Here is a 16060-nt window from a genome sequence, read left to right as displayed (position 1 = left end):
TTTCACGCTAACCGAATATTATTGTGATTAATCAGTCACTTTACTATAGGGGGAGTAAAGTCATGATCCGTTAGCTATAGAGAAAGTACAACACCAGCAATAGCGGCACTCATTAAGTTAGCAAACACACCTGCACAAATTGCTTTGAAGCCATATTGTGAGATGAAAGAACGACGCTCTGGAACTAAGCTGCCCAAACCACCGATAAGAATCGCCATGGTAGAGATGTTAGCAAAGCCACATAGAGCGAAAGTTACGATCGCTTGCGAGTGCTCACTTAGTGCCTCTTTAGCATCCATTAGTTGGATGAAAGCCACGAACTCGTTCACGACAATCTTGTTACCGATCAATGAGCCCGCAACCACAGCCTCAGACCACGGTACACCGATCAGCCATGCAACGGGTGCAAACACATAACCTAGGATAAGTTCGAAGCTTAGGTTTACGCCAAACCAGCCGCCAACAATACCTAGCAAGCCATTCAGCATTGCAATCACACTGATAAAGGCAAGTAGTGTCGCACCCACCGCAACGGCAATACGAAGTCCAGACATAGCCCCATCTGCCATTGCCTCAACTACGTTTGTTGCTCGTGGAATTTCAACGTCAGACTCAATATTTTCTTGAGCGTCATCTGCGCTACCTGGTACTAAGATCTTAGCCATCAATAGGCCAGCAGGTGCAGACATAAATGCAGCTGCGATCAGGTAATTTAGATCAACGCCAAGCGATGCGTAACCCACTAGCGTACCACCAGCGACAGAAGCCAAACCACACACCATCACAGCAAACAGTTGTGAATCCGTCATGTGCTTCAAGTAAGGCTTAACCACCAATGGAGCTTCAATCATGCCAACGAAAATGTTTGCAGTCGCAGACAGTGACTCCGCACGACCTGTGCCCAAGAACTTTTGTAGTGCGCCACCGATAAGGTTGATCACCTTTGGCATAAAGCCGATGTGGTACAAACCAGAGATCAGTGCAGAGAAAAAGATAATGATGCCTAGAACGTTAATCGCGAAAACAAATCCGTTATTCGTTAGGCCACCAAATAGGAAGTTAATCCCCTCTTGACCGTAGTTGATCAAGCTAGATACCGCACCTGTGGCTGCATTCAACGCTTCTTTACCCATTGGTACATACAGAACCAACAGCGCGAATGAGATTTGTAATAAGAAAGCCAAAGAGACTGTTCTTAGTGGAATATTTTTTCTGTCCGTAGATAGTAACCAAGCGGCAACTAAAATAGTGATAATTCCAAGTAGGGAAGCCATGTGCGTCAACCTAAAAGTTGTAGGTAGGAAAGGCGACGCATTCTATAGAGGAAATCGTTTGCGGCAAGCTGAGGTTGTTAATGTGATGTTGGGGTAATCACGATTTAACTATGAGTATAATTAAGTTATTGAATTTTAATAATTAACTTTGATTAAAAAGCGTACTTTTTCCATATGGAAATTATATTTATAGATTAGGAAACAGTTAGCGATGCAGTTCAACGCAAGTTTTGAGGTTTTTGTCCCAATACGTCGGCGACCCGATATGATCTTTAATGAACTCAATCACTGCCGAAAGCTTCTTCGGCATATTCTTTCGGCTCGGGTAAACGGCATAGAATGGCATCAGCTGACTGGCTCTCCACTCTGGCAATACTTGAATGAGCTTGCCCGTTCTAAACTCTTCTTTCACTAAGTAAGTCGCCAAATAAGCAACGCCCCACCCTGATACTGCCGCGTCTCGTACTGCCTCAGCCAAATCGACTGAGTAATCGCCCGCGACTTTGACGCTGAGGTTTTCTTGCCCGTTGTCAAACGCCCACGATGTGTAATCTCGTTCACGGCTGCGATAGATAAGACAGTTATGGTCAATCAAATCGGAAGGTACATGTGGCGTCCCAGCCTTAATCAGATAATCCGGTGACGCAGCCACCACAAACTGACTGTCGGCTAATCGCTGCGCAATGTAACCTTCAGGCAAATCTTCATTGTTGGTGATCCAGAGATCCAAGCGCTCTTCAATCATGTCCACCTTATAGTCGAACAAGTGGACCTCGATTCTCAACTGAGGATAAAGCTGTCTGAGTTGATCAATCGCCGGAATGATATGGAGTGTGCCAAATGACTGCGACAAACCGACGCGTAGTATTCCAGAGATATCATCGCGCTGGCTATCCATATCCATCTGAGCTGCTTTCACCGTGTTAAACAGCTGCTCACAATGTTGATAGAACACGTCTCCCGCTTCAGTCAGCGTGAGGCTTCGTGTGGTTCGTTGTACCAACTTGATGCCGATTGAGTCTTCAAGCAAAGCGACTTGCTTACTGATATGAGACACCGAAACGTTCAAGCTTTTTGCAGCACTGGTAAAGCCTTCGTGCTTGATCAGCGCATGGAATATCACCATCTGTGCAGCTCTATCTGTTAGCACAAGATCACCTTATTAAATCTCTGAAATATAAAATCAAAAAGGACTCCGAAGAGTCCTTTAGTTCGTTCTGCCTATGATAGGCCAAATGCTATTCAAAGCGACTTAGGTCTGTTAATCAAACTTAATTCTGTCGGCTAGGTGGCTTACTGCCAAAGCAAAGTAGTAAGAACGATTCCACTTCATTAACACATTGTAGTTGTTATAAATGAGGTACGAACGTCCGGTTTCATCATCCGGCATGATTAACCAAGCTTTAATGTCTTCATCAAGTGTTGGCAGTGGGCGATCGTCATAGCGTTTAATACCGAGTTCAGACCACTCTTTTAAGTATTTCGCTTTGTCTTCGTCTCGACCTTGTAAATCGATCGACACAGTTGACGGAACATGAACCTGACGACCCCAAGTATATTTGTCATCCCACCCTGATTGGCTGAGATAATTGGCCGCCGAAGCAAATACGTCTTCTTCAGTGCCCCAAATGTCTTTCTTGCCATCACCACTGCCATCAGCGGCGTAAGCTAAGAATGAGCTTGGCATAAACTGAGGTTGACCCATCGCACCAGCCCAAGAGCCTTTCATCTCTTTTGGTGCAATATGGCCTTGATCAAGAATCTTCAATGCCGCCATCGCTTCGCTACGGAAGAAAGCTTCTCGGCGTCCTTCATAAGCCATGGTCGTTAGGGCGTCGATAACGCTGTAATTGCCCGTGAACTTACCAAAATTACTCTCAACGCCCCATAGCGCGACAATGAATCTTGGTTGAACACCATATTCATCACCAATACGCTTTAACGCGGTGTAATGCTCCTTGTAGAGTGACCTTGCTTGCTTCACTTTCCAATCTGGAACCGCTCGTGGAATGTATTCATCCAGAGTCAGTTTTTTCTCAGGTTGGTTTTTGTCGGCTTTTACCGCTCTTGGCTTAAACGTTACACCATCAAAGGCTTCATCAATGATCGCTTCAGAGATGCCTTCTTCACGGCCTTGTTGTTTTAGTTTTTCTACATATTGCTCGAAGCTCAGTTCTTCAGCTTGTACTGAACTTATGGTCAGGCTATTACCCAATAGTAATGCCGACACAGCCAATATGGTTTTCGAAAATTTACTCAACGATCACTCCTCCTTGAATTGAGGTGGCTATCACTCTTCGTCTTGAGATTTCTGTTGAGCTTTACGCTCTTTATGAAGCTCAAGTTCGTTAACTGGTGGTGGCGGAACCTGTAAAAAGAAACCATCGGTATTCAGTGATTCTTTCACTTTTTCGATGTTTACTTGAGCCAGTTTACGGCCATCCATTTTAATTACCATTACAAAACTAGGTTTACCAAACATTTGCATCAATGCGTCAGGAACTTGTGAAAAATCATCCTTCTTAGGGATATAAAGGTATGTTCCTTCTTTCTTTGAGCTTTTATATATAGAACACAGCATGACAAACCTTTTAATTGATTATGACTACAAAACTCTCACTTGCGAGATCAATAGTTTATGTTAGGGAAATATTGGGAACAAAACGTCCATTTGACAACAAGATTACTTGCTGTGCTTGGTTTGGGAATATAACATGATAAACCTAGTTTCAGGCAATGCCCTTTATTTTATTGATAAAGAAATTGTACTAATCCGCTATTGAGGTCCTGTAGTTTTTCGATGTCTAGTAACCCAGATCTAAAAGGTAGCAGCTTTACGCTATCTGTTTTGCACTTATCCGATGATCAAGTCGAAAATGCAGTCTCTTTTCTTCAAGAGAAAGTAGACCAAGCACCTACGTTTTTCGCTGCCGCACCTGTTGTTATCAACATCAGCAAAGTCGCGGGCGATATCGATTTTGTGCAACTTAAAAATGGTATATCTCAAGCGGGCATGATCCCGGTTGGTGTGGCTGGCTGTTCTGATAAGCGCATGCAAAACCTCGCTAAAGAAGCCGGTTTTGCAGTGATGACGGCAAGCAAGTCGCCGTCTCAAGCTCCAGCGAAGATGGCACCAATCAAGGTGATTAGAACCCCTATTCGTTCTGGTCAGCAGGTTTATGCGAAAGATGGCGATCTATTGATTCTCAGCCATGTGAGTGCAGGCGCGGAAGTGATTGCCGATGGCAGTATCCATATTCATGGCACTTTACGCGGCCGTGCGATTGCAGGTGCAAGTGGTCAAACTGAAGCAAAAATAATTTGTAATGACTTACAAGCCGAGCTGGTTTCCATTGCTGGAAATTACTGGCTCAGCGATCAAATTGAAAGCGAGTACTGGCAGAAGAAAACCATGTTCAGTATGGCAAACGATGTATTACACGTTGATGTCCTCGCAATATAAGAGAAATAAAAGGAAAACAGAATGGCACGCATTATCGTTGTAACGTCAGGTAAAGGCGGGGTAGGCAAAACGACCTCCAGTGCAGCTATTGCCTCGGGTCTGGCTTTAAAAGGAAAGAAAACCGCAGTTATCGACTTTGATATCGGTCTGCGTAACCTAGATTTAATCATGGGTTGTGAGCGTCGTGTTGTGTACGACTTCGTTAATGTTATCAATGGTGAAGCGACGCTGAACCAAGCGATGATCAAAGACAAGCGCACAGAGAACCTGTTCATTCTTCCTGCTTCTCAAACTCGTGATAAAGACGCACTAACAAAAGATGGTGTTCGTCGTGTATTTGATGAACTGGATGAAATGGGCTTTGATTTCATCATCTGTGATTCTCCTGCGGGTATCGAACAAGGCGCTCTTATGGCGTTGTACTTCGCTGATGAAGCGATTGTAACCACCAACCCAGAAGTCTCTTCAGTACGCGATTCAGACCGTATTCTAGGTATTCTTGACTCTAAATCTCGTCGTTCTGAAGACGGCTTAGAGCCAGTGAAAACACACCTTCTATTGACTCGCTACAACCCAGCACGTGTAACTCAAGGTGAGATGCTCAGTGTTGAAGACGTTGAAGAAATCCTGCACATCTCTCTACTGGGTGTAATTCCAGAGAGCCAAGCGGTACTGAACGCATCGAACAAGGGTGTTCCAGTTATCTTTGACGAAGCAACCGACGCAGGTATGGCTTACAATGATACTGTAGAGCGACTACTGGGTAGCCAAGTTGACTTCCGCTTCTTAACGGAACAGAAGAAAGGCATCTTCAAACGACTGTTCGGGGGCTAATGCACAATGTCATTATTAGAGTTTTTTAGACCACAGAAAAAGACAACCGCAAACCTAGCCAAAGAACGTTTGCAGATCATTGTTGCCGAACGACGCAGCCATGACGACCCAGCGCCGTCTTACCTGCCGCAACTAAAAGAAGACATCTTGAAGTGTATTGCCAAGTACGTTGAGGTCGATCCATCAATGGTTGATCTGACTTTTGAACACAAAGATGACGACATCTCAGTGTTAGAGTTGAATGTTAAGCTTCCAGAAGAAGATCGATAATCTTTCTGAACAAGATTGGCAGGTAATACACTTGCTTGTATTGATTGAATAAAAAAGAGAGCCTAGGCTCTCTTTTTTGTATGTGCAGTTTATAACTGTAACTAAGTTAGGCTTTAAAGCAGCAAGCGGTTATTTGATCGCTTTACTCAGCTTTTCGCCAACCACATCTAAACGCCAGCCTTGCATAACATCAGGCAGCTTTTCTGGGTTACGATCGTGCTTCCACACCCAGCTTAACATTTGGTTAAGTTGCTTCTTCGATGCCAAGAATTCCGTCGCCAAACCACTGTGTTGTGATGCTGTTTTCACTTCATCTTTCAGCACTTTGAAGAGTTGCTTGTAGCCAGGGAAGTCCATTAGACGTTCTACTGGTGCTGGGTACTCTTCTTCTGGTGTATGTTCCGCTAACTTTACGATTGAGCTGATCTTCGCACCATGGCGACGCACAGAGCGGTAATCAAAACCCTCTTGCTCCATGTGCTTGGGATCTTTCATCGCAAAACGCGCCACAGCCCATAGGTCTTGTTCTTTGAAGACAAAGTTCAGCGCTAAATCGCGCTTGATTGCTTCTTTTAGACGCCAAGTTGCTAGAGGTCGTAAGATCGCTAATTGCTTAGGTTTAAGCTGCCACGCCCCTTTAATATCAAGGTAGGCTGTATCTGGGTTTACTTTACGAATGCGCTTGGCAACTTGTAAATCAGACTCTTGCTGAGCCGCTTCCCACCAGCCAGCTTCCATCACTTTTTCTAGAAGCTTGTTGTACATTGGCATTAGGTAATGCACGTCTGCTGCTGCGTAGTCCAATTGTTTTTGAGAAAGCGGACGCGCTAGCCAGTCTGTGCGAGATTCACTCTTATCGAGATCGACACCGACAAACTCTGAAACCAGAGCAGCAAAGCCCGTTGATAAACCATGACCTAAGAAAGCCGCCATGATCTGTGTATCAACCATTGGTGTTGGTGTACAGCCAAATGCGTTCTGGAACACTTCCAAATCTTCACCGCACGCGTGCAGCACTTTCAATACTGATGCGTCTTTCAACAAGGTAACGAACGGTGTCATGTCATCAAGAGCAATAGGGTCAATCAGTGACAGCATTTCACCATCAAATAACTGAATCAAGCCTAATTGAGGGTAATAGGTTCTAGTACGAACGAACTCCGTATCAAGCATAACGACATCGGCTTCACGTGCTTGTTGGCAAACTCGCTCAAGGTCTTTCAATTGGGTAATGATTTGATAATCCACAAAAACTCTCACAGGTTTCTATTTGATCGCCGGATACAAAAATGCCGACATTAACTGTCGGCATTCTAACACCATTTTTCAGCGCTCGCTTAGATTAAGCGCCTCAATGGTTTTGGTGCAGTACTTTCGCGCAAACGGGCTAATTATTCGCTAGCGCGTTTCGCAAGTTCTGCATCGTTTTCTTCACGCAGTACGCGGCGTAAGATCTTACCTACGTTAGTCTTTGGAAGATCATCTCTGAACTCGACTAATTTAGGGATTTTGTAACCCGTTAAGTGCTCACGACAGTGCGCGATAATGTCTTCTTTGGTCAGGCTAGGGTCACGCTTCACAACGTAGATCTTAACCAATTCACCAGACACTTCATGAGGTTGACCGATAGCTGCTACTTCAAGCACTTTACCATGCAGAGCCACAACGTCTTCAATCTCGTTCGGGTAGACGTTGAAGCCTGATACAAGAATCATGTCCTTCTTACGGTCAACGATGTACAACAAGCCTTCGTCATCAAACTTAACGATGTCACCTGTCGATAACCAACCGTCTTGATCGATCACTTCTTTGGTCGCTTCAGGGCGCTGCCAGTAACCTTGCATCACTTGAGGGCCACGAACTTGTAGCTCGCCTACTTGGTCATTAGCAATAACCTTACCTTCATCATCAACAATACGAACTTCTGTCGATGGTACTGGTAGGCCGATAGCACCTGTGTAGTCTTTCAGGTCGTATGGGTTACCCGTTACCAGTGGTGAACACTCAGTTAAGCCATAGCCTTCCAATAGGTGAATGCCTGTCGCTTTCTTCCATTGCTCAGCAACAGCGCGTTGAACCGCCATGCCGCCGCCAACAGATAGGCGTAGGTTACTGAAATCCAACTCGTGGAAATCTTCGTTATTAACTAGCGCATTAAACAAGGTGTTTACGCCGGTAATTGCGGTAAACGGAACCTTTTGCAGCTCTTTAATAAAGCCAGGAATGTCACGAGGGTTAGTAATTAGAAGGTTACGACCACCCATCTCAACAAACAGTAAGCAGTTCACCGTCAGTGCAAATACGTGGTAAAGCGGTAATGCCGTTACCACCAACTCGCGGCCTTCTTGCAGAACAGGACCGTAAGCCCCTTTCGCTTGAAGTACGTTCGCAATCATATTGCGGTGCGTTAGGATTGCGCCCTTCGCTACACCTGTTGTACCACCAGTGTACTGTAGGAACGCGATGTCATCACCCGCCATGAACGGTTTCACATATTGAAGACGACGACCTTTGTGCAGCGCTTTTCTGAATGAGATAGCACCCGGCAGATCATACTTAGGCACCATGCCTTTTACGTATTTCACTACAAAGTCGACAATTGTCCCTTTCGCGCGTGGCAGCATTTGCCCTAGGCTAGTTAGAACAACGTGTTTAACCGGCGTGTTATCAACGACTTTCTCTAGCGTGCTCGCAAAGTTAGATACGATAACAATCGCCTTTGCACCAGAATCGTTCAGTTGATGTTCAAGCTCACGAGGTGTGTACAGTGGGTTGACGTTCACTGCAATCATACCTGCACGCAATACACCAAATAGTGCAATTGGGTATTGCAGTAGGTTTGGCATCATTAGCGCGACGCGATCGCCCTTCTTCAGTTTCAAGTCATTCTGTAGGTAAGCGGCAAAAGCACGGCTGCGCTCTTCAAGCTTACGGAATGTCATAATCGAGCCCATGTTCTCGAATGCAGGTTGGTCCGCGTACTTCTGTACCGACTGTTCAAACATTTCTACAAGAGATGGGTACTGATCTGGGTTGATCGTTTCTGGTACGTCACTTGGATAACGTGAAAGCCAAGGTTTATCCACGATGTTACTCCTCGTTTATCAGCTGACGACTGCTTCGCCGCTTTTTATCATTGCGGTATTACAGCACAGCTTTAGTGCATGAGCACTAAAAGGCTCAAACACTTGTTTAAATTTTGTTAACTACACCAAGAATTAGCTCTGAAACTAGCTCTGGGCTCTCTAAATGACAATGATGTCCACCAGGAACAGTCTCTATATTTAGAGGACTATGGGCTGATTTGTAGCGATTATGCTGCAAATGTCGGAATCCATCATTTCCTAAAACTATTAATTGAGGGCATTCAATAGCCGCCATGATCGCTTCAGCATGCGCTTGTGACATTCGATATAACGAGTCACATTTTAGGTTAGGGTCGCATCGCCATTGCCAAGAGTTATCGAACTCGGCAATACCTTGATCTACAGTCGCTTGATCAAAAGCAGCTTGAGTAACAACAGTCCGATCAACATTACTTAGCTCAACGATTCCTCGTTCAACAATAGGAGCAATGAGTTCTGCTTTGATTTGATTGGCGTGAGCTCTCAGCTTAATAGCATCCTCAAGACTTGCCAGAGGACGTGAAGGCTTTCTTCGCTGTCGAAGACGACTGAGTACCCCATCCCTCAAACGAGAGACTGTTTCGTGGGGAGCTTCTGAAAGAGGTCCATGACCTTCAATTTGAATTAATCCTGACACCTTTTCAGGAAAGGCGGCACTATAGCAACTTGCGATCAATGCACCAAGTGAATGTCCTACCAGTACCAGTCTGTTTGGCGATAATTTAGTCACCAACTGATGCAAATCATCAATATAGTCGTGAAATGGGTAATAACTGCCCGGTTTATGCGACGAGAAACCGTGTCCGAAGAGATCGATAGCAACGAGGTGAGTATCTGGAGAAAGCTTGGCTATTTGCGGCATAACCTGAGTGAAACTTGCAGAATTATCTAGCCAACCATGAATAAAAACGACCGTCGTTGCGGTCGTTTTTGAGTTGCCAATCTGTTGTGTTGCAAGCGTCCCGCTCGCGAGGGAGTATGACTTTTCAATCATCAAACACTTAGTTCCATCTGTTTGCGCAATCAACGTCTAAAAAGTTAATTACTCTACGTCCTGTATCACTCGACCTTGTCTTGGCATCGTTTGAAAACTGCGACAATGTAAACTTCTGCACGAGTAGTAGGTTGGTGCAAAATCGTTAACAACAACACGCTCAGTGATGTTCCACAGTCGTTGGTTGTCCACTTTCATTACAGGGAAGGTGTAAGGGTATTCCCCTATTTTTCCATCTTCACTTCCAATTGACTGACCAACCAAAGTAATCAGACGACCTTCTGCAAAGCTTAGAGGCTCAACGTACCCTTCAATATAACCAACAAAACGTCCGCTTGGCTCTGCGTCTAGATCTGGCTTACCGCTACTCGAAATCGGCATATTAGCGACTTCGATTCGAGTCTTATCTTTCAAGTTGGTCACTTTAGAGATAACGCCACCTAATCGAACACTTTGCGCATCCGGTAGTTGGTCGACCCACTGTTGGTAATCGCTAATTACAGGCTCTGATTTTGCTTCAAGCTCGCTAGGAAGTGATGAACACCCGGCAAGTACCAAGACACCAAGAGAAAAGGCTATTAAGCGTAATTTAGAGAGATAATTTGACATGGTTCTGGTCCTTAAACAGGCATTAATAAGAAGCTCTAGATGTAGATATCGACACCGATAAGCTTTGCAAGTTCTTCTTTCTTCGCCTGATTCATTACATCCATATACTCTTCCATAGCCTTACGTCCTCGGCCTTCTGGAAGATCATACTGGATTTGAGCCTTGTGTAGCTCAGACTCTTTAACTTGACGAATAGAGTGAGAAACAGCATTAGCGACCTTAGTCGGTTGCCCAACCGCAGTGCTAGCATCAGATTTTTTTGCCTGCTCCTTCTTTTTAATTCGATTCGGCTTAGACGTGCTGCCTATCGAAGAAGGAGGTAAGTTGTTAATTGATACCATGACTAAATATCTGCCCTCTCAAATCTAAATAATACGCATTTAGACCTAATTTGCATCAGAACCTTGTAAAAATTATTCGCGACCTGGCAGTTTCTTCCAAGTCACTTTGTCACGAAGATAAACTGGCTCAGATTCTTCTGCTGCAACCGCTTTACCTTCTGCGTAAGCAAATTGAGCAAGGAACGCCATATCTTGAGCTTCTGGGAATAGCACTTCACACGCTTTGGTGTTGATCGCAAGTGTATCCATATGCTCGGCATAAGCTTCCCAGCCGGTACCGACTTTCGCCCATATTTCAGAATCTGCTTCTAACTGCGCAGCCAGTTCACTTGGTGGCGTTACACATTCGGCATCAACCGCAGTCCAACGACCATCTTGTTCGCGGCTGTAACGAGCCCAGTACACTTCGCTCATACGCGCATCAATCGCTATTGCTACATGAGTTTCACCAAATTTACGGTAGCTGCCTTGCGCCATCGCTGCCAGTGTAGAGACACCAATCATTGGTAAATCCGCACCAAAAGCCAAGCCCTGAGCAATACCAATACCAATACGCACACCCGTGAAACTGCCTGGGCCTTGGCCAAACGCGATAGCATCGATATCGGTTAAAGCGACATTCGCTTCTTTCAGTACTTCATCCACCATAGGTAGAATTTTCTTCGTATGGTCTCGAGGAGCCTCTTCGCTACGTGCGAACACCTGGTCACCAATTACTAATGCAACTGAACAGTTTTCAGTTGCGGTATCTACTGCAAGAATTTTCGCGCTCATTTGTGTCTCAAATATTCGTTATCTAATCTAAAAATAATGGCTAAACTCAACAATGCCAATTACTCAGCAGCGGTTGAATGGTCTTTAGCTAAGAATTCTTTAATGACCCCTAAGTCACGTGTACGAGGGATAGGCGGTAAACTCGCCAAAAATATGCCACCGTAATCGCGAGTCACCAATCGGTTATCGCAAATAATCAAAGCACCATTATCGCGCTTGTCACGTATCAATCGGCCGACACCTTGTTTCAAGGTAATCACAGCGTCTGGCAACTGTACTTGTGCAAAAGGATCACCCCCTTTTAGCTTACAGTCCTCGATTCGAGCCTTAAGTAAAGGGTCATCAGGGGCTGTAAAGGGCAATTTATCGATGATAACACAGCTTAATGCGTCGCCCCTAACATCTATCCCCTCCCAGAAAGCACCTGTAGCCACCAGCAATGCGTTACCTAATTCCATGAATTCGGCTAAGGTTTTTTGCTTACTTGTCTCACCTTGCAATAGAACGGGAACCGAGAGGGTTTCACGGAATCGCTCCCCCAACTCTTTCATCATGCTGTGTGAAGTACACAAGAAGAAACAGCGGCCTTGGTTTTGCTCAATCACAGGAGTCAGCATTCTTACTAGCTTATCCGCGAGACCGGGGCTATTCGGTTCTGGAAGATAACGAGGCACACACAAGCGCGCTTGATTCGGATAATCAAACGGGCTCGGCAGTGAAAACTGTGCCGACGGTTTTAACCCTAATCGAGAAGTAAAGTGTTCGAAATCATCCGACACCGCCAAGGTTGCTGAGGTAAACACCCATGCGCCCGGCTTCAGCTCAATCTGTTCGTGGAATTTATCGGCGACAGAAAGCGGTGTGATATGCAGAGCAAAGTGGCGCGGTGTAGTGTCATACCAATACGAATAGCCAGTGATCGACACATCGCACACACGTTCGATACGCGACTTAATCATATTTGCGCGTTCGAAAGCGGTATCTAACAGCTGGCTTCGCCCAAGTGCTAACTTCAATACATCAACAGCAAGTTGCAGAGCATCTTGCAAACGAACTAACTCGCGTGCAATCGACTCGGATTTCAAAGCTTCGCGCCAGTTACCACGAAAGCCGGTATCACCAAGCACAATACGCAGATCGGCTGACGATTGAACGAGCCTATCCCCTACTTTCTGTAGCTGACGCATGTCTTTGGCTTCAGTTCGGTAAGCAATTTCAATGTCTTTGGCTAACTCTTGGATCTGTCGACTGGAAACCGATTGTCCGAAGTACTGGCTGGCGATGTCAGGAAGTTGATGTGCTTCATCGAAAATAAACACGTCAGCTTCAGGTATCAATTCGCCAAATCCGGTTTCTTTGATCGCCAAATCAGCTAGGAAAAGGTGGTGGTTTACGACCACCACATCGGAATCCATCGCTTTTTTACGCGCTTTAAGCACAAAGCAATCGGTATAGCTTGGGCACTCTTTACCCAAGCAATTATCATTGGTCGAGGTAATGGTTGGAATAACCGGGCTGTCTTCAGCGATATCATCACAATCGCCTAAATCACCCGTTTGAGTGGATGACGACCAACTACGAACTTTGACTAACTGAGCCAGCAGCGTTGGATCGGTATGAGCACCATGACTCTCGATCATTTGGCGGCTGAGTCTGTCCAAACACAAATAGTTTGAACGTCCTTTGAGCAACGCAACTTGACCATAAAAGCCAAGCGCATCGACCATCAAGGGTAAATCTCGGTGAAACAGCTGTTCTTGAAGGTTTTTAGACCCCGTACTAATGATGGTTTTCTTGCCACTAAGCAGCGCAGGCACTAGGTAAGCAAACGTCTTACCAGTACCTGTTCCAGCCTCAACAACCAACTGGCTTTGATTTTCAATAGCTTGTGAAACCGCTTCAGCCATGTCTAACTGAGCTTGTCTTGGTTGAAACCCAGGGATAGCTTTGCCCAGAGCGCCATCAGCAGAAAACGTTTTAGATATCATAGAGTACGAAGTTTAGAAAAAGAGAAGGAGAATTATGGCAGGTTTAGTGAGCCGGCGCGAATCAAGAATGACTTCGCACCGGAGGTGTTTGGTTTGGCTTGACGTGGCTTAAGTTACCTTGAAGGTAAGAATTGAAGAAGTAGGAATTAGAGAATCGTTTTTATTTTCGACTGAGATAACGTGATAGCCAAGGAGCACCTTCAAAATGGTTATCACCAGGCTGTATGGCTTTCGCTGCATCGGTTGGTGAGGTCTTACTTTCCCACATTTCATCTAGAACATGACCATCTAATTCGGTACCTCTCGCCAATGAATTCACTCGCTTGCAGTACAGTTTTTTGGCTAGTAACTCTTTATCCATAAGTATCACCTCTATTTTTGGCCAAGGCGTAAATGCCTCGGTTGAAGTTCAAATGCGTACTACGGTCAAAACTTTTAAAAATGAAGCTTCTGCCTGTTTTTCTATCTAAAAACTGATATTTCTATATCAAACAATTTATCAAAGCGATAAATGAGCAGCAGAATTTGTTGAAACCAACTTGATAATAGATTAATTATAACGGTGATATTGCGGCTCAGTTCACCGTTCGACGGCCTGCATTAAATTTGAAGAATCCCGATTTCATATAATAAGTGCAACATTTCATGGAAGTAAGATGCAAATGGAAAGAAAAACTTTACTAACACATTGTACTGATGCCCCCGGCCTCATCTCTAAGATCACCAATATTTGTTATAAGCACCAACTCAATATTATTCACAACAATGAGTTCGTAGATAACACAAGTGGCCACTTCTTTATGCGCACCGAGCTTGAAGGGTATTTCAATGACGAAACCTTACTTGCCGATTTAGATCAAGCCCTGCCACCAAATACGAAACGTAAGCTTGTTGATTCGTCTCGCAAGCGTGTTGTGATACTCGTGACCAAGGAAGCACACTGCCTTGGCGACATTCTAATGAAGAACTTCGATGGCAGCTTAGACGTTGAAATTGCGGCCGTTGTCGGTAACTACGACATTCTACAAAGCCTAACCGAGCGTTTTGACATCCCTTACCACCATGTTTCTCACGAAGGGCTAAACCGTGAAGAACATGAGAAGAAGATGCTAGAAGTGATTGACCAGTACGAGGCGGATTACCTTGTTTTGGCTAAGTACATGCGAGTGCTGACACCAGGTTTTGTTGAAAAATACCACCACAAGATCATCAATATCCACCACAGCTTCTTGCCAGCATTTATTGGCGCGAAGCCATACCAACAAGCGTATGAGCGCGGCGTGAAGATCATTGGCGCAACGGCACACTTTGTGACTAATGATTTGGATGAAGGCCCAATCATCAAGCAAGATGTTATCCCGGTGGATCACAACTTCAGCGCGAAAGACATGGCGCAAGCCGGTCGTGACGTAGAGAAGAATGTATTAAGTAAGGCGTTAAATAAAGTGATCAATGATCATGTGTTTGTTTACGGCAATAAGACTGTGATTCTGTAAGTCGGAGCTTCGATTTCCGGTAAGACTTCCAGTTAGAACCCAATAAAAAACGCGCGATGGGTTAACCCATCGCGCGTTTTTTTGTATCTGATGATCAGACTCGCTTTGAGAGATTCCCGACTACGCTCCTTCGTCGCTATCGGGAATGACGGCTCTCGTGGGTGATTAAAGTCATGGCTATACACACGTTAATCACACGAGTCCGCTATGAAGCACAAACCCGAACTCGTGTACGTCATTCCAACGAGCCTAGGCGAGGTCAGGAATCTATTGTCAGCAACTCTTAAGCCTGTTCTGATTCGACAATACGCTTAAGTGAGTGTGGGTGCAGCTTGATGCAAATTCCTTGATGCTTGAATGCAACCGTTGGGTTATTCAGACGTTCACCCTCGCCTTTCGGGCTAGAGAGTTTGATCTTAACGCCTTGCTCACCCAGCGTTTCAAAGTTAGCAGCGAACTGCGGGTAAGTTTCTTTAAGATCCGCTAGATACTCATCAGCTGTTTGGGCATGAGAAGGAATCACAAACTCTACATGTTCCCAATCTTGGCTTGGGTAAATCTTACCTTCTGCTGGATATGGCAGCTCCAAACATTCAATTTTCCAGCCAAGGCTTTGCAAGGGTTCATCGAAAGCCAACACCACAATTGGACGACCATTAATCATCGCCTCAGAAATCGTAGAGCCGTACTCAGACCACGCTTGATGGGCAGATTTCGCTAGCTCAGTGTCATTGATTCGCAGCGCAATATGATCCGCTTGAGCAAAGCTTAAATCCAAACCTAATGTATTTCCTAGGCTCTCGATTTTTGCCATAAAAGTATCAAGGCGGGCGATCATTTGTTGTGGTTCTAGTTCAGCTTGCTTCAGGCTCATCATCATTGTCTGTGTTCT

At 45.0% G+C, this 16060-nt stretch carries 17 protein-coding genes; 4 read left to right on the top strand and 13 right to left on the bottom strand.

What is annotated here, in order from left to right; genetic code table 11:
• Window positions 1-74: 74 nt before the first annotated feature.
• From LMH68_RS12410 to LMH68_RS12395, 4 genes are all read right to left on the bottom strand, one after another.
• A complete protein-coding gene (locus tag LMH68_RS12410; RefSeq protein ID WP_017070302.1) occupies window positions 75-1274 on the bottom strand; it encodes a NupC/NupG family nucleoside CNT transporter in 1200 nt (399 codons plus the stop codon).
• A 205-nt stretch (window positions 1275-1479) separates the two neighbouring features.
• Window positions 1480-2400 (bottom strand): LysR family transcriptional regulator, encoded by a 921-nt coding sequence (locus LMH68_RS12405; protein ID WP_017063421.1) that lies wholly within the window; start codon window positions 2398-2400, stop codon window positions 1480-1482.
• Between the two features lie 135 nt (window positions 2401-2535).
• Window positions 2536-3534 carry a lytic transglycosylase domain-containing protein gene (locus LMH68_RS12400; RefSeq protein WP_017062371.1) on the bottom strand — a complete coding sequence of 333 codons (999 nt, stop codon included), beginning with the start codon at window positions 3532-3534 and terminating at the stop codon, window positions 2536-2538.
• Between the two features lie 30 nt (window positions 3535-3564).
• Window positions 3565-3855, bottom strand: a complete 291-nt coding sequence (locus tag LMH68_RS12395) for a YcgL domain-containing protein (RefSeq protein WP_017062372.1) — start codon at window positions 3853-3855, stop codon at window positions 3565-3567.
• Window positions 3856-4074: 219 nt separating this feature from the next.
• On the opposite strand from LMH68_RS12395, the gene minC reads away from it, so the two are divergent.
• From minC to minE, 3 genes are read left to right on the top strand one after another with little or no spacing between them, the layout of a single operon-like run.
• The gene (minC, locus tag LMH68_RS12390) at window positions 4075-4737 is read left to right on the top strand and encodes a septum site-determining protein MinC (protein WP_017063419.1); all 663 of its coding nucleotides are present in this window, start codon (window positions 4075-4077) and stop codon (window positions 4735-4737) included.
• Window positions 4738-4758: 21 nt separating this feature from the next.
• Entirely contained in the window at window positions 4759-5571 is an 813-nt protein-coding gene (minD, locus tag LMH68_RS12385; RefSeq protein ID WP_009848498.1) for a septum site-determining protein MinD, read from the top strand.
• Between the two features lie 6 nt (window positions 5572-5577).
• Window positions 5578-5841, top strand: a complete 264-nt coding sequence (gene minE, locus LMH68_RS12380; RefSeq protein WP_010436847.1) for a cell division topological specificity factor MinE — start codon at window positions 5578-5580, stop codon at window positions 5839-5841.
• A 129-nt stretch (window positions 5842-5970) separates the two neighbouring features.
• Here the strand turns inward: minE and rnd are convergent, their stop codons facing one another.
• From rnd to LMH68_RS12340, 8 genes are all read right to left on the bottom strand, one after another.
• Window positions 5971-7089, bottom strand: coding sequence for a ribonuclease D (rnd, locus tag LMH68_RS12375; RefSeq protein WP_017067370.1), 1119 nt, complete (start codon window positions 7087-7089; stop codon window positions 5971-5973).
• Window positions 7090-7232: 143 nt separating this feature from the next.
• Window positions 7233-8927, bottom strand: a complete 1695-nt coding sequence (gene fadD / locus LMH68_RS12370; protein ID WP_017062375.1) for a long-chain-fatty-acid--CoA ligase FadD — start codon at window positions 8925-8927, stop codon at window positions 7233-7235.
• 106 nt (window positions 8928-9033) lie between these two features.
• Entirely contained in the window at window positions 9034-9960 is a 927-nt protein-coding gene (locus tag LMH68_RS12365) for an alpha/beta hydrolase (RefSeq protein WP_229647166.1), read from the bottom strand.
• A 48-nt stretch (window positions 9961-10008) separates the two neighbouring features.
• Window positions 10009-10569, bottom strand: a complete 561-nt coding sequence (locus tag LMH68_RS12360; RefSeq protein ID WP_017062377.1) for a Slp family lipoprotein — start codon at window positions 10567-10569, stop codon at window positions 10009-10011.
• Window positions 10570-10604: 35 nt separating this feature from the next.
• Complete coding sequence (locus LMH68_RS12355; protein ID WP_017062378.1) at window positions 10605-10910, bottom strand: hypothetical protein; 306 nt, start codon at window positions 10908-10910, stop codon at window positions 10605-10607.
• A 72-nt stretch (window positions 10911-10982) separates the two neighbouring features.
• Window positions 10983-11684 (bottom strand): tRNA (adenosine(37)-N6)-threonylcarbamoyltransferase complex dimerization subunit type 1 TsaB, encoded by a 702-nt coding sequence (tsaB, locus tag LMH68_RS12350; RefSeq protein ID WP_229647127.1) that lies wholly within the window; start codon window positions 11682-11684, stop codon window positions 10983-10985.
• A 59-nt stretch (window positions 11685-11743) separates the two neighbouring features.
• Window positions 11744-13672: an ATP-dependent DNA helicase gene (locus LMH68_RS12345; RefSeq protein WP_017063417.1), complete on the bottom strand. Its 1929-nt coding sequence runs from the start codon at window positions 13670-13672 to the stop codon at window positions 11744-11746.
• Window positions 13673-13832: 160 nt separating this feature from the next.
• Complete coding sequence (locus LMH68_RS12340; RefSeq protein WP_017062381.1) at window positions 13833-14033, bottom strand: hypothetical protein; 201 nt, start codon at window positions 14031-14033, stop codon at window positions 13833-13835.
• A gap of 301 nt (window positions 14034-14334) precedes the next feature.
• Here LMH68_RS12340 and purU point away from each other — a divergent pair, with 301 nt between their 5' ends.
• Window positions 14335-15168, top strand: coding sequence for a formyltetrahydrofolate deformylase (gene purU, locus LMH68_RS12335; protein WP_029235131.1), 834 nt, complete (start codon window positions 14335-14337; stop codon window positions 15166-15168).
• 283 nt (window positions 15169-15451) lie between these two features.
• Here the strand turns inward: purU and LMH68_RS12330 are convergent, their stop codons facing one another.
• Window positions 15452-16048, bottom strand: a complete 597-nt coding sequence (locus tag LMH68_RS12330; protein ID WP_229647128.1) for a VOC family protein — start codon at window positions 16046-16048, stop codon at window positions 15452-15454.
• Window positions 16049-16060: the final 12 nt, after the last annotated feature.

The organism is Vibrio sp. F13 (assembly GCF_020806305.2).
In the GTDB taxonomy this organism is placed as follows: domain Bacteria; phylum Pseudomonadota; class Gammaproteobacteria; order Enterobacterales; family Vibrionaceae; genus Vibrio; species Vibrio crassostreae_C.
The sequence above is the reverse complement of the archived record's forward strand: the minus strand, read 5'-3'. Positions and strand labels throughout refer to the sequence as shown.

Coding starts and splice junctions, on each gene's coding strand:
- LMH68_RS12410 (WP_017070302.1), bottom strand. CDS start 1,274: ATGGCTTCCCTACTTGGAATTATCACTATTTTAGTTGCCGCTTGGTTA.
- LMH68_RS12405 (WP_017063421.1), bottom strand. CDS start 2,400: ATGGTGATATTCCATGCGCTGATCAAGCACGAAGGCTTTACCAGTGCT.
- LMH68_RS12395 (WP_017062372.1), bottom strand. CDS start 3,855: ATGCTGTGTTCTATATATAAAAGCTCAAAGAAAGAAGGAACATACCTT.
- minC (WP_017063419.1), top strand. CDS start 4,075: ATGTCTAGTAACCCAGATCTAAAAGGTAGCAGCTTTACGCTATCTGTT.
- minD (WP_009848498.1), top strand. CDS start 4,759: ATGGCACGCATTATCGTTGTAACGTCAGGTAAAGGCGGGGTAGGCAAA.
- minE (WP_010436847.1), top strand. CDS start 5,578: ATGTCATTATTAGAGTTTTTTAGACCACAGAAAAAGACAACCGCAAAC.
- LMH68_RS12365 (WP_229647166.1), bottom strand. CDS start 9,960: ATGATTGAAAAGTCATACTCCCTCGCGAGCGGGACGCTTGCAACACAA.
- LMH68_RS12360 (WP_017062377.1), bottom strand. CDS start 10,569: ATGTCAAATTATCTCTCTAAATTACGCTTAATAGCCTTTTCTCTTGGT.
- LMH68_RS12355 (WP_017062378.1), bottom strand. CDS start 10,910: ATGGTATCAATTAACAACTTACCTCCTTCTTCGATAGGCAGCACGTCT.
- tsaB (WP_229647127.1), bottom strand. CDS start 11,684: ATGAGCGCGAAAATTCTTGCAGTAGATACCGCAACTGAAAACTGTTCA.
- LMH68_RS12345 (WP_017063417.1), bottom strand. CDS start 13,672: ATGATATCTAAAACGTTTTCTGCTGATGGCGCTCTGGGCAAAGCTATC.
- LMH68_RS12340 (WP_017062381.1), bottom strand. CDS start 14,033: ATGGATAAAGAGTTACTAGCCAAAAAACTGTACTGCAAGCGAGTGAAT.
- purU (WP_029235131.1), top strand. CDS start 14,335: ATGGAAAGAAAAACTTTACTAACACATTGTACTGATGCCCCCGGCCTC.
- LMH68_RS12330 (WP_229647128.1), bottom strand. CDS start 16,048: ATGATGATGAGCCTGAAGCAAGCTGAACTAGAACCACAACAAATGATC.